Genomic DNA, 11,921 nt, shown 5'->3' on the forward strand with positions numbered 1-11,921 from the left:
GTCTTCGGATTCGTCTTATTTTGACAAGTATTCCACGCCTTGGCCGCCCTGCCCTGGCGGCGTGGAAATGAGGAACAGGCCGCCCAGCACCAGGGCGCCATTCAGGATCAGCAACTCCAGGCCGATGCGGTAATGCTCGAACAGCCGCACCTGCTCCTGCTCGATCAGCGCGCACAGCAATGGCCCGGCCACGGCCACCAGCGGTACCCAGCGGTCGCGCACGCCGCGCTGGCTCAGCAAGCCGAAGGCAAACAAGCCCAGCAGCGGACCATAGGTATAGCTGGCCAGCTTGAGGATCACGCCGATCATGCTGGGGTCGTCCAGCCATTTGAAGGCCATGATCAGGATCAGGAACAGCGCGGCAAACCCCAGATGCACGCGGCGGCGCCAGCGCATCTGCTGCGCCGCAGTCAAATCCTGCCTGCGCTGCACGCCGAGGATGTCGATGCAGAAGGTGGACGTCAAGGCGGTGAGCGCTCCATCCACGCTGGGGAACAGGGCGGAAATGAGGGCAATGAAGAAAATCAGCTGCACCACGGCCGGGAAATGCCCGAGCACCACGGCGGGGAACAATTTGTCGCCCGAGGCCGTCACGCCGGCCAGCGGCGCATACAGGTGCAGCAAGCCGCCGAGGAAGAGGAACAGCAGCAGCACGCCGGTCAGCACCACGGTCAGGCTGAGCATATTCTTTTGCGAGTCGCGCAAGGTCCGCACGGAGATGTTCTTTTGCATCATTTCCTGGTCCATGCCCGTCATGGCGATCGTGATGAACATGCCGGCCACGATGTGCTTCCAGACATAGGCAGGGCTGTCCGGGTCGACGGTGAAGATGCGCGTAAGGCCTTGCGCGCGCATGCGCTCGAGGCTGTCGACGAGGGACAGATCCATGTCGCGCAGCAAAAACACGCTGCAGATGACGAGACCGGCCAGCATGCACGCCGTTTGCAGGGTATCGGTCCAGACGATGGTCTTGACGCCCCCCTCATACGTGTACAGCAGGATCAGCAGCAGCACGACGCACGAGGTCAGCCAGAACGGCACGCCCAGGCTGTCGAGTATGGTGGCTTGCAGGATATTGACCACCAGATACAGCCGCGCCGTAGCGCCCAGCAGCCGCGACACGATGAAAAACGCCGCCCCGCTCTGGTAGGAACGCCGTCCCAGGCGCAATTCCAGATAACGGTAAATCGAGGTCAGCTGCAGCCGGTAATACAGCGGCAGCAGGATGAAGGTGATGGCCAGGTAACCGAGTACATAGCCGATCATCAGCTGGATATAACCGAAACCGTTGCTGCCCACGGCGCCGGGCACGCTGATGAAAGTCACGCCGGTGAGCGTCGTGCCCACCATGCCGAAGGCCACCAGCATCCAGTTGCTGTCCTTGTTGCCGATGAAAAAACTGTCATTGGTGGCATGGCGCGAGGTGCGCCATGCCACGCCCAGCAGGATCAGGAAATACGCGAGGACGACGGCAAACAGGATGAGGGGGGACATGGGCGTTGCGCTGGCGGCAAAGGGGAACAGGGGCCGAAATATACAGCAAAGCCCCTATTCACGCCGGCATCAGCAGCCGCTCGGTTTGACTTTCTCCACCTCCAGGCCGAACCACGGACGCAAACGCGTGCCGATGACGTTGCCGAGGAAAGCGCAGACCAGCCACAGCCAGCCGTGCAAGCTGCCCGAGACGATGCCGCTGAAGTAAGCGCCGATGTTGCAGCCGTAGGCCAGGCGCGCGCCGTAGCCGAGGAGCAAGCCGCCGACGATGGCGGCGATCACCGAACGGCGCGGGATGCGCCACACGGGCGCATAGCGGCCGGCCAGCGCCGCCGCCAGCATGGCGCCCAGCACGATACCGATGTCCATCACGGACGTCTTGTCTTGCGTCAACGGCGCGGCCAGGGCGGCCGCGTTGGCCTTGGTCGACCAGTAGGCCCAGCTGGCCGTATCGATGCCGACCACGGACGCGGCCTTGGCGCCCCAAAGGGCAAACGCGGACGTCACGCCCCATGGCTTGCCCGACAGCGCCAGGGTGGCGAAGTTGAGCACGACGAGGGCAACGGCGCCTGCCACCAGCGGCCACGGACCATGCAGCCAGGGCGACGCTTGCGCCGGGCGCAGGGGCGTGGCGACGAGCTTGCCATGGCGGCGCTTTTCCACCAGCACCGTGATGCCGGCGATCAACGCGAAGACGATCCAGTTCAGCGCCAGCGCGGGCACCAGGCCCAGGGTCGTGACGAGGGAAATCGGCTGGAGCTGCGGCAGCGCCGTCCAGAACGGCATGTGCGCCGTGCCGATCACGGAGCCGACGATGAAGGCGGCCAGGGTGATGAGCATGCGCGTGCTGCCCCCGCCCACCGTGTACAGGGTGCCGGACGCGCAGCCGCCGCCCAGCTGCATGCCGATGCCGAAGATGAAGGCGCCAAAGATGACGGAGGTGCCGGCGGGAGAGACCAGGCCCGCGACGGGCGTGCCGAACAGGGTACCTGCCGACAGCGCAGGGAAGAACAGCGCCACGCCGACGGCCAGCATCAGCATTTGCGCGCGCAAGCCGTCGCCGCAGCCGTCGGCGATGAACACGCGCCAGGCGGACGTAAAACCGAAGGCCGCGTGATACAGGGTGATGCCGAGCAAGGCGCCCACCACGTACAGCGCGGACAGCGTGGCGCCGACGGTTTGCGCCAAATACCAGGCGCCGAGCACGATGAGCACAAGCGCGACGCCCAGCGGTTTCGGATTGATGGCGGCGCGCAGGCGCAGCGGTGACGTTGCTGTATCGGACATGGGAAGTATGGGCAAGAAGAAAGTAAACGCCATTCTCGCCCGTTTTGATGTTTTCTGCCAGAAACTTACTGGCAGATCAAGCTGGCTTAGTGCCCCACTGCATGGATCGACTTCTCGCCGCCGGCACGCACGGGGATGGGATAGCGCCGGTCCAGCCTGCCGCTCAGTGCCGTCAAGCCGAACGCCCCGAGCACGACGAGTGCACCGATCCAGCCCGTATGCACGAGGCCCAGGTGTTCCACGATCAGACCGCCACCCCAGGCGCCGCCGGCGATGCCCAGATTAAACGCGGCGATGTTCAGGCCCGAAGCCACATCGACGGCGCGCGGCGTGAAGTGTTCCGCTTGCTGCACCACATACACTTGCAAGCCAGCCACGTTACCGAAGGCCACGGCGCCCCACAGCAGCACGGTGATGACGACGAGCACGGGATGCGGCGCCGTGAAGGTCAGCAGCAGCAAAACCAACGCCAGCAGCAGGAAGATCAGTTTCAGAGCGCTGACAGGACCTTTCTTGTCGGCCAGCTTGCCGCCCCAGATATTGCCGAACGCCACGGACACGCCATACACCAGCATCACCACGCCCACGGCGCCGGCGCTGAAACCCGACACTTGCTGCAGGATCGGTGCCAGATACGTAAAGGCGATGAAGGAGCCGCCATAGCCGACAGCCGTCATGGCGTACACCAGCAACAGGCGCGGCTGGCCCAGCACCTGCACTTGCTGCAGCAGGGATGCAGGCTTGCTGTGCTTGATGGTCGACGGCACGTACAGCAGGCTGCCGACAAAGGCGACCAGACCCAGGGCGGAGACGGCGAGGAAGGTTTCGCGCCAGCCGAAATGCTGGCCGATGAAGGTACCCAGCGGCACGCCCGTCACCAGGGCCACGGTCAAGCCCGTAAACATGATGGCAATCGCGCTGGCAGCCTTGTCCTTCGGCACCAGCGAGGTGGCGATGGTCGAGCCGATGGAAAAGAACACGCCATGCGCCAGCCCCGTCAGGATGCGGGCAACGACGAGGGTTTCATAACCCGGCGACTTCCACGCCAGCAAGTTCCCCAGGGTGAACAGGACCATCAGCGACAATAACAGGGTTTTGCGGGGAATCTTGCCCGTCAGGGCAGTCAGCACGGGTGCGCCGACGGCGACGCCCAGCGCATACAGGCTGACGAGCAGGCCGGCCGAGGGCAGGTTGACGCCCAGGTCGGCGGCGATGGTGGGCAACAGCCCGACGATGACAAACTCGGTGGTTCCGATGGCAAATGCGCTGAGGGTCAGCGCGAGCAAGGCAATGGGCATGGCAAACTCCGATAAATGATGTTGGCATGCAGTATCGGGGTTTTCTTTGTTTCGAAAAATACCTCCACAGGAAGAAGATACTTGCGCGCAAATCAATAATTGTATGGTCTGCTACACTGACCGCATCAACACGGGATCACCACCATGAATTCAGAAAAACTGGCGCTGCTGGTCACGCGCGAAATGCCATATGGGAAATATCAGGGACGCTTGCTGGCCGACTTGCCGGGACACTACCTGGGCTGGTTCGCGCGCGAGGGCTTTCCCTCGGGCGAACTGGGCAGTTTAATCGCGCTGATGTACGAACTCGATCACAACGACTTGCGCAGCTTGCTCGACCCGCTGCGCACGCGCAAGTCACCGTGGCGGCCGGGCGAGTAAGGAGAATAGAAGGCGTGTCTTAAAACTCGCGCACCTTCTTGGCCAGCATGGCGCTGAACTCGCCATTTTCCACGAGCTTGTGCAGCTCGCTGGCGCCACCGATCAGCACCCCGTTGACAAAGACCATGGGGAACGTCGGCCAGCCGGTCCACATTTTCAGGGCATTGCGGCGGTGCCACTGGTTCAGATAGCTGCCGTATTGCAGGTACTGGTAGGGCGTGCCCAGCACGTCGAGGATCTTGCGCGCCTTGCGGGGAAACGGATTGAGCGCCATGCCGACGACCACCACCTGGTGCGCGGCGATGGCCGCCTGCACCTCGCGCACGATGTCCTTGTGCTTGCTGCCGATCAAGGGGCGGGCGGCGGGATGGATCTGGGCTTGGTCAAGGAGGGCGCGGGTCATGAAAGTCCTGGGGTGAGTGGCACGTGGCGTGCGGATCACGCATTGTGCCACGCACACGGGCCGGCGTGGGCTACACTGCGCCCCTCCCCCCTTCGTTTGAATATATGCAAGAAATCACTCTCATACCTGCATGCCGCCCCCGCCGCCTGCTCTGCGCTCTTCTGCTAGCCGCCAGCTGCGCCAGCGTCCACGCCGCCGATGCCGGCCTGGAAAGCGGCTTGACGCATGCGCTGCAGCTGAAAAAGGGCACGACAGCAAGAGTGGGCACCTCGGGCAAGGCCATCGCCGCCTACATGCGCGAAGGTTTGATCAGCCAGCGCCCCCAGCAGCGCTTCGACTACACAGACTATTATTTGCTGAAGAAACCGGCCAGCTTCATGGGACATGAACTGGTGCTCATCGAGGAAGAATACATCACGCAATACATAGGCTGCTGCGTCAGCCCCGGCGCCGGCGTGACGGTGAAGGTGCGCGGCAGCACGCAAAAACTGCAAGCGTTCGCCAGCGCCCAGCGCTGCACCCTGACCGACCCCGTCGATGTACAACATGCCCTGAGCGAGGTTGCCATCAAGGCCCGGCTGCCCAAGGGCCATTACGCGTCATTGAGCTGCCGCGAACGCGATGCGCAGCCCTAGCTGCCCGATAGGGAGCACGGTATGCCAGCTTGAACGATCGTTGCCGTCGAATAGGGTGATTCGCTATGCCAGCCCAGGCTCGCATACAATTTCGCCCCATCGTCCGTTGCCACCAGCACCCGGCGCGCGCTGGCCGATCGTTGCCTGGCCGCCAGCGCGGCCATCAGCGCCCGCCCCAGACCCCGGCGCCGGTGGCCGGCCTCGGTGACGATGCGGTCAAAGACAAAGACACCGGCATATTCGACGGCATGGCCGCTGGCGGCAATACCGCCATCTTCGGCCAGAATATGCGCCGTCGTGATTTCCTGTGATGTTGCCACGTCCAGGCGGTAGCCGGCAGGCAGGTCCGGCGCCTGCAGACTGCCTTCATGGGTCATGAAATAGCCGCCGGGGCAAAGTTGCCATCGCGGCGGCAACAGCCCCAGCAATTGCTCCCCGTCGCCGCACATTTTGATGAAGATATGCGGACCGTGGATAGCGGCTGCCAGCGCGCTGATGCCTGAGCAGGGTCCCGCAAAAACGTGGCGCCGGATTTCGCCCGGCAAGTCCGTATCGACACGCCACCCGCCGTGATCGGGCACGGGCAGCGCCAAGCCGCGCGCAATGGAACGCGCCGCCAGCCAGGCGGCAAGCAGGCCGGGATCGGCCAGATTCGACATTCCTTGTTCTTCCAATTTTCATGCTCCCACATTCGTCCCTGTCCCGCTTATGCCTGGGCAAAATCTTCCCCTAGCCCAGCGGCACGTGCAAGCCCATCTTGAGGCAAGTCAAGGCCACCGAGGTGCGGTAGCGGCGAATATTGTCGTCGCCGCCGAACAAGCGTTCCGTCAGCGCCTCGTATTCGGCCATGCTGCTGGCCGTGATGATCAACAAATAATCAGCCTCGCCCGTGATCCCATAGCACTGCTGTATGGCAGGCTCGGCCATGATGCGCGCGCGCATGGCGGCCGTGCGCTGCGGGTGTTCGTCGTGCAGATGCACTTCCACCGTCAGGATCAGGGGGCGGCCCAGGCGGCTCGCGTCGAGTACGGCCACCTCGTTGCGGATCACGCCGCTCTCGCGCAGGCGGCGGATGCGCCGCTGCACGGCCGGCGCCGACAAATGCACGGCCTGGGCGATTTCGCGCTGCGAAGTTGTGTTATCGCGCTGCAGGATGTCGAGGATCGCCAGGTCGAAGGCGTCGAGGGCAATGGAGGGCGTGAGCGAAAGTTGCGTCATGAAGGTCAAATTGCAGTACAAAACTCGGAGCAGACACAATAAACTTTCACTATTCCGATATCAAGCCTTTTATCACCATGCCATTACGCCGCTATTCCTCGCTGATTCCCTTGGTGGCCATCCTCGGCTCCGTCACCTGCCTGGGACTGGGCACCTCATGGGCCAAGCACAGCCTGTTTCCGCTGGTCGGCGCCCAAGGCACGACGGCCGTGCGCGTGGGCTTTTCCGCCCTGCTGCTGTTGCTGTTCTGGCGCCCGTGGCGCTGGCAGCTGAACCGCGCCGACCTGCGCACGGTGGCCCTGTACGGCGCCGCGCTGGGCTTGACCAACCTGTGCTTCTACATGGCCTTGCGCACGATCCCGTTCGGCATCGCCGTGGCGATCGAATTTTCCGGCCCGCTGGCCGTGGCCCTGCTGGCCTCGCGCCGCCCGCTCGACTTCGTCTGGGTGGCCCTGGCCGTGGCGGGACTGGCGCTGCTGCTGCCGCTCGGCCACGACGTCAGCAACCTCGACCCCACCGGCGTGCTGTTCGCCCTGGGCGCGGCCGTCTGCTGGGCCTCGTACATCGTCTTCGGCAAGCGCGCCAGCCATTTGCATGCGGGCCATTCCGTGTCGCTGGGCCTGACCATGGCCGCGCTGGTGGTCGTGCCCGTGGGCGTGATGCACAGCGGCGCCGCCCTGCTCTCGCCCGTCGTGCTGGGCGTGGGCCTGGGCGTGGCCCTCATTTCCAGCGCCATCCCGATCTCGCTGGAAATGGTGGCCCTGAAGCGGCTGACGCCGCAAGCGTTCGGCATCATGAGCAGCATGGAACCGGCCGTGGCCGCCATGCTCGCATACATCCTGCTCGACGAGCGCCTGGGTGCCGGGCAATGGCTGGCGATTGCCATGATCATGGCCGCGTCGATGGGCAGTTCCTACATGGCGCAGCGCCAGAGACGCGCTGCGCCGGTGCTCAGACCCGAATATAAATCGTGAAGCGGGCGCCGCCCAGCGGTGAGTCGTCGATGGCGATGGCGCCGCCGTGCAGCGCGACGGCCCTGGCGGCAATCGCCAGTCCCAGGCCGTGGCCGGCGGTCGCATGGTCCTGTTCGCGGGCCAGCCGATAGAACGGGGCAAACACCTGTTCGCGCTGGCCGGCGGGAATGCCGGGGCCATCATCCTCGATCACAATACGCAGCGCATCGCCTTCGCGCACGGCCGACAGCGCGATGCGCGCGGTGGCATATTTGGCCGCGTTGCCAAGCAGGTTGCCGATGGCGCGCGCCAGCAGGCGGGGATCGCCGCGCAATTCGCCCAGGTCATCGGCGATGCCCGCTTCCACTTGCCGCGGCAGGACGGCCGCCATGCAATCGCGCAGCAAGGGCGCCACGGCAAACGGCTGGCGCGGCAAGGCTTGCGCGTGATCGAGCTGCATCAGGCCCAGCAATTCGTTGACCAGCGTTTTCAATTCCTCGACATCGGCGCCCATGGCGTCGACGCGTCGACGCAGGGCAGGGTCAAGTCCCCCATGCCGTTCGTCCAGCAGCGCCAGGCCGAATTCCAGCCGCGCGATCGGCGTGCGCAATTCGTGCGACACCGACAGCAGCAAATGCCGGCGCGCTTCCAGCAGCGAGCCGATGCGCTCGGCCATCTCGTTGATGCGGCCAGCCAGCGGCGCGATGCTCGACGCGGGCTTGACCTGCGCCCGCGCCGCCAGGTCGCCCTGTCCGAAATCGTCGGCCATGCGCGACAGCGCGGCCAGGCTGCGCCCGTGCGCGCGCGTCCACCAGCCCAGCGGCAGCAGCAGGCACAGCGCGATGACCGCAAAGCGGATCGCCTCCATGCGCAGCGCCTGGCCAACGTCGATGGGCAGGTTTTGCGCGTGGAGCACATCGTCCTCGCTGCCGGCATAGCGTGCACCCGTGGCGTCCACGCGGCGATAGAAAGCCTTGCCGCCCACGTCCATCACGACGGCGCCCCGCAGCAGCTGCGCGCGCGCCTCGGTCGGCAGCGCCGGCAGCACGATGGACAGGGGCTGCAATTCCAGCGCGACGTCCGATACTTCGCGCACCTTGTTCAGGCGCGGCAGCCAGTCATCGGCGGGCGCCTGGTCGATGTACTGCTCCAGCAGGAATATCTGGCCGGCGGCCTGGTCGCGCGCGATGTGTTCGAGCGGATCGCCGAACAGGCGGCTGAAGGTGAAGTAAATGACGCAGCTGGCCAGCGCGATGGCCAGCACCACCAGCAGCGCGAAACGCCAGAAAAGACGGGTCATTCCCAGGCGGAGGGCGTGAGCAGATAGCCTTCGCCCCATACCGTCTTGATGCGTTCCGCGCCGCCGTCATCGAACTTGCGGCGCAAGCGCGAGATGCAGTTGTCGATGCTGCGATCGAGGCCATCGAACTCGATGCCGCGCATGCGCACGAGGATCTCGTTGCGCGACATGACCTTGCCAGCGGCGTCGGCCAGGATTGCGAACAACTTGAATTCAGCGCTGTTCATGGCGATTTCCTGCCCGCGCCAGTGCACGGCGCGGTTTTCGCGCGACACGCGCAACTGGCCGATGACGATGTCGCTGCCGCCCGCCGCGCTGCCGCGCCGCTGCAGCGCGCGCAGGCGGGCCAGCAGCACGCGGGGCTGCACCGGCTTGCTCACGTAGTCGTCGGCGCCCTGCTCCAGGCCCGATACTTCGTCGAAGGTGTCTTCGCGCGCGGTGAGTATCAGGATGGGCACGGCGCTGAGCTGGCGCAGCTGGCGGCACACCACCAGGCCATCGACGCCGGGCAAGGTCAAGTCGAGTATGACCAGGTCGGGCTGCAGGTCGCGAAAGCGCGCCACGGCCTGGTCGCCGCGCATCACCACGTCGACCGCATAGTCGTATTCATCGAGGTATTCCTTGACCAGCGCGGCAAGCCGCGCATCGTCCTCCACCAGCATTACACGTTGCATCGCCCCTCCGCGCCGCCATTTTGTCGCGTATTGTAGTGGAGCGCGGCGCACAAGTGGCATATTCGACAATCAGGTACACATTTGTACACTTTCTATACAAATGCGGCCTACAAATTAAGGACAATTCAAGGACAAACCTGGGCGGATTCCGGCACGAGGTTTGCCTAACATGGATAGCTCTTACCTCAACCGGAATCCGAACATGAAAAAAATTGTCTACAGCACCCTGTTTGCCATCGCCGCCACGTCGACGGTCCATGCCGAAGGCCTGTACTTGGGCGCCAACGTCAGCCCTTCCAGCGATGGCAAGATCGAGCGTGCCGAGGGCGGCGCGACGGCGCGGCGCGGCCCCAGCAGCAAGGCGGTGCCCTTCGGCGTCTTTGCCGGCTACGAACTGACGCCGGCCTGGGCGCTGGAAGGCGGCTATCGCGCCAGCGGCGGCGCGACCAGCTTCGACCTCGATCCCGGCTACCAGCTCAAGGTACGCAATAGTGCCGCCTACATGGCGGCGCGCGGCACGTGGCGGCTGAACGACGACTGGTCGCTGTTCGGCAAGGCTGGCGTGGCGCGCAGCCATGCCGAATTCTCCATCGCAGGCAAGAACGCGCCGCCGGGCGAGTCGGCCAGCAAGACCGGCTTGTACCTGAGCGTGGGAGCCGCCTACCAGATCGGCAAGGACGTGGCGCTGCAGCTCGAATGGGAGCACGCCCCGAAAGTCAGATACGAAGGACTCAATAGCACGATGAACCGCCTGGCGCTCGGCGTGCGCTTCGGCTTTTAAAAGGATGGCATGAACAAGTTCGCTCCCCGTTTTTTTCCCTGTTTTTCTCCCCTGCTGTTGCTGCTGGCCGCCTGCGGCCCGGCGCTGGCCGAGGAAGCGAGCACCGGCACCAGCGCGCTGATGATGCCCGATGGGAGCAGGGATATGTACGTGGGAGCGGCGCTCACGGGCAGCTCGGCGGCGGACGATGGCGCATCGCGCGGCGCCGTCCTGCGCCCGCTGCTGCAGGTCCAGTGGAGCAACGGCCTGTTCGTTTCGGCCAGCGGCGTGGCGGGCATGCACCTGTCGGCCACGCCGGGCGTGGAATACGGCCCGTTGCTGGCCGCCAGCAATGCGCGCGCTCCGGAAGACAGCCGGCGCCTGCGCGGCACGCGGCGGATCAAGGGCTCGCCCGACGTGGGCGGCTTCTACGGCTATTACCTGGACGACCAGGCGCGCGTCACGGCTAACCTGATGCACGACACGAGCGCGCACGGCTGGCGCGGCCAGCTCGGCCTGCAAAAGACCCTGCCCTCGCTGGCGGCCCATCACACTGTGACCTTGTCGGCCGGCGTGTCCCTGGCCAGCGGCGCCGTGATGGACGAGCTGTACGCCGTCAGCGCGGCAGCCGGCGGCGCGCGCGACTACCGCCCGACCGGCGGTGTCGCGTCCGTCGACATGGGCGTCAACTGGAACTGGGCCCTGAGCAGCAAGTGGCTGCTCAACAGCGCCGTGACGGGCACGCGGCTGGGCAACGGACCGGCCCACAGTCCCTTCATCGAACGCCGTAACGTCATCACCTGGTCGAGCGGCCTCGGTTACCGGTTTTAAGCTCCATGCTCAGATCCCTGCTTCTCGCCCTGGCACTGCTGCCCGCGTTCGCCTGCGCGCAGGAAGCGGGCGACTGGATCGCCTACCGCGACGCCTACCGCCACATGATCTGGTTCGAAAAATACGGCAAGCCCAAGCAATTCCTGCAAAACCATCTGCGCCTGCGCCCGCGCGACGCCGGCGTGTCCACCGATGGCTTGCGCCTGACCTTGCACGGCAAGGGCGCGCAGCTGGCGCTGCCGCTCGATGCGCTGGGCCGGGCCGTCTTCCCGTTTTCCCGGGCCGCGTATGACGACAACGCGGAGCTGGCCTGGAACCGCAAGCCGGGCCAGATCACGTCAATCGCCTGGGTCTCCATCGTCACGCGGCCCGATGGCGTGTATGCGGCGGCCGACTTGCGCGCCGCCTGCGAACAGCTGCTCGCCTACCTGCGCTCGACGGGCGGAGCGAACGGCAAGCGCTGCGCCGGCGTGCAGTTTTCGTATGCGAGGATGGAAGCGGCGCAAGTGCGCTACCAGGGCGGCGATGGCGCGCCGGTCCCGCTGGCGGCGCAGGAAGGCCCCGCGTTTCCCGGCGACGCCGTGGCCGGTTTCCGCGTCTTCGCCTACCGTTTCAGCGCGCATCCGGACGCGGGGCAAGTCCTCACCAGCGCCACACCACTGGCCATTGCCGCGCTGCTGGAATAAG

General features: G+C 65.2%; 14 protein-coding genes. 6 read left to right on the forward strand and 8 right to left on the reverse strand.

The annotated features are described in order from the left end of the window. Positions 1 to 15: 15 nt before the first annotated feature. From FG13_RS09795 to FG13_RS09805, 3 genes are all read right to left on the reverse strand, one after another. Entirely contained in the window at positions 16 to 1,494 is a 1,479-nt protein-coding gene (locus FG13_RS09795; RefSeq protein WP_035820446.1) for a sodium:solute symporter, read from the reverse strand. A 69-nt stretch (positions 1,495 to 1,563) separates the two neighbouring features. Then, positions 1,564 to 2,781, reverse strand: a complete 1,218-nt coding sequence (locus FG13_RS09800) for a YeeE/YedE family protein (protein WP_035820449.1) — start codon at positions 2,779 to 2,781, stop codon at positions 1,564 to 1,566. 86 nt (positions 2,782 to 2,867) lie between these two features. Continuing rightward, positions 2,868 to 4,079 (reverse strand): MFS transporter, encoded by a 1,212-nt coding sequence (locus FG13_RS09805; RefSeq protein WP_035820450.1) that lies wholly within the window; start codon positions 4,077 to 4,079, stop codon positions 2,868 to 2,870. 144 nt (positions 4,080 to 4,223) lie between these two features. Between FG13_RS09805 and FG13_RS09810 the strand changes: the two genes are divergently transcribed. Next, positions 4,224 to 4,460, forward strand: a complete 237-nt coding sequence (locus FG13_RS09810) for a DUF3820 family protein (protein ID WP_034749909.1) — start codon at positions 4,224 to 4,226, stop codon at positions 4,458 to 4,460. Between the two features lie 19 nt (positions 4,461 to 4,479). On the opposite strand, the gene FG13_RS09815 is transcribed toward FG13_RS09810, so the two are convergent. Next, entirely contained in the window at positions 4,480 to 4,863 is a 384-nt protein-coding gene (locus tag FG13_RS09815; RefSeq protein WP_035820452.1) for a glutaredoxin, read from the reverse strand. A 104-nt stretch (positions 4,864 to 4,967) separates the two neighbouring features. Here FG13_RS09815 and FG13_RS09820 point away from each other — a divergent pair, with 104 nt between their 5' ends. Then, the gene (locus FG13_RS09820; RefSeq protein WP_152598730.1) at positions 4,968 to 5,498 is read left to right on the forward strand and encodes a hypothetical protein; all 531 of its coding nucleotides are present in this window, start codon (positions 4,968 to 4,970) and stop codon (positions 5,496 to 5,498) included. Here the strand turns inward: FG13_RS09820 and FG13_RS09825 are convergent. Next, entirely contained in the window at positions 5,495 to 6,172 is a 678-nt protein-coding gene (locus FG13_RS09825) for a GNAT family N-acetyltransferase (protein WP_200880265.1), read from the reverse strand. The genes FG13_RS09820 and FG13_RS09825 overlap by 4 nt on opposite strands. A 55-nt stretch (positions 6,173 to 6,227) precedes the next feature. Continuing rightward, positions 6,228 to 6,716: an Lrp/AsnC family transcriptional regulator gene (locus FG13_RS09830; RefSeq protein ID WP_035827813.1), complete on the reverse strand. Its 489-nt coding sequence runs from the start codon at positions 6,714 to 6,716 to the stop codon at positions 6,228 to 6,230. Between the two features lie 77 nt (positions 6,717 to 6,793). Between FG13_RS09830 and FG13_RS09835 the strand changes: the two genes are divergently transcribed. Beyond that, positions 6,794 to 7,690 carry an EamA family transporter gene (locus tag FG13_RS09835; RefSeq protein WP_035820455.1) on the forward strand — a complete coding sequence of 299 codons (897 nt, stop codon included), beginning with the start codon at positions 6,794 to 6,796 and terminating at the stop codon, positions 7,688 to 7,690. On the opposite strand, the gene FG13_RS09840 is transcribed toward FG13_RS09835, so the two are convergent. Next, complete coding sequence (locus FG13_RS09840) at positions 7,668 to 8,969, reverse strand: ATP-binding protein (protein ID WP_035820457.1); 1,302 nt, start codon at positions 8,967 to 8,969, stop codon at positions 7,668 to 7,670. The two genes, FG13_RS09835 and FG13_RS09840, sit on opposite strands and share 23 nt — an antisense overlap. Continuing rightward, positions 8,966 to 9,643, reverse strand: a complete 678-nt coding sequence (locus tag FG13_RS09845; protein WP_035820458.1) for a response regulator transcription factor — start codon at positions 9,641 to 9,643, stop codon at positions 8,966 to 8,968. The genes FG13_RS09840 and FG13_RS09845 overlap by 4 nt, the downstream gene beginning before the upstream one ends. 202 nt (positions 9,644 to 9,845) lie before the next feature. On the opposite strand from FG13_RS09845, the gene FG13_RS09850 reads away from it, so the two are divergent. From FG13_RS09850 to FG13_RS09860, 3 genes are read left to right on the forward strand one after another with little or no spacing between them, the layout of a single operon-like run. Further along, on the forward strand, positions 9,846 to 10,424 hold the full coding sequence (locus FG13_RS09850; protein ID WP_035820461.1) for a porin family protein: 579 nt from the start codon (positions 9,846 to 9,848) through the stop codon (positions 10,422 to 10,424). A gap of 9 nt (positions 10,425 to 10,433) precedes the next feature. Beyond that, positions 10,434 to 11,234 (forward strand): MipA/OmpV family protein, encoded by an 801-nt coding sequence (locus FG13_RS09855; RefSeq protein WP_051958857.1) that lies wholly within the window; start codon positions 10,434 to 10,436, stop codon positions 11,232 to 11,234. A gap of 5 nt (positions 11,235 to 11,239) precedes the next feature. Further along, positions 11,240 to 11,920 carry a hypothetical protein gene (locus FG13_RS09860; protein WP_035820463.1) on the forward strand — a complete coding sequence of 227 codons (681 nt, stop codon included), beginning with the start codon at positions 11,240 to 11,242 and terminating at the stop codon, positions 11,918 to 11,920. The last annotated feature ends 1 nt before the right edge of the window (position 11,921 follow it).

It is taken from the genome of Janthinobacterium sp. RA13 (assembly GCF_000745325.1).
Classification (GTDB): domain Bacteria; phylum Pseudomonadota; class Gammaproteobacteria; order Burkholderiales; family Burkholderiaceae_D; genus Janthinobacterium; species Janthinobacterium rivuli.

Coding starts and splice junctions, on each gene's coding strand:
- FG13_RS09795 (WP_035820446.1), bottom strand. CDS start 1,494: ATGTCCCCCCTCATCCTGTTTGCCGTCGTCCTCGCGTATTTCCTGATC.
- FG13_RS09800 (WP_035820449.1), bottom strand. CDS start 2,781: ATGTCCGATACAGCAACGTCACCGCTGCGCCTGCGCGCCGCCATCAAT.
- FG13_RS09805 (WP_035820450.1), bottom strand. CDS start 4,079: ATGCCCATTGCCTTGCTCGCGCTGACCCTCAGCGCATTTGCCATCGGA.
- FG13_RS09810 (WP_034749909.1), top strand. CDS start 4,224: ATGAATTCAGAAAAACTGGCGCTGCTGGTCACGCGCGAAATGCCATAT.
- FG13_RS09815 (WP_035820452.1), bottom strand. CDS start 4,863: ATGACCCGCGCCCTCCTTGACCAAGCCCAGATCCATCCCGCCGCCCGC.
- FG13_RS09820 (WP_152598730.1), top strand. CDS start 4,968: ATGCAAGAAATCACTCTCATACCTGCATGCCGCCCCCGCCGCCTGCTC.
- FG13_RS09830 (WP_035827813.1), bottom strand. CDS start 6,716: ATGACGCAACTTTCGCTCACGCCCTCCATTGCCCTCGACGCCTTCGAC.
- FG13_RS09835 (WP_035820455.1), top strand. CDS start 6,794: ATGCCATTACGCCGCTATTCCTCGCTGATTCCCTTGGTGGCCATCCTC.
- FG13_RS09840 (WP_035820457.1), bottom strand. CDS start 8,969: ATGACCCGTCTTTTCTGGCGTTTCGCGCTGCTGGTGGTGCTGGCCATC.
- FG13_RS09845 (WP_035820458.1), bottom strand. CDS start 9,643: ATGCAACGTGTAATGCTGGTGGAGGACGATGCGCGGCTTGCCGCGCTG.
- FG13_RS09850 (WP_035820461.1), top strand. CDS start 9,846: ATGAAAAAAATTGTCTACAGCACCCTGTTTGCCATCGCCGCCACGTCG.
- FG13_RS09855 (WP_051958857.1), top strand. CDS start 10,434: ATGAACAAGTTCGCTCCCCGTTTTTTTCCCTGTTTTTCTCCCCTGCTG.
- FG13_RS09860 (WP_035820463.1), top strand. CDS start 11,240: ATGCTCAGATCCCTGCTTCTCGCCCTGGCACTGCTGCCCGCGTTCGCC.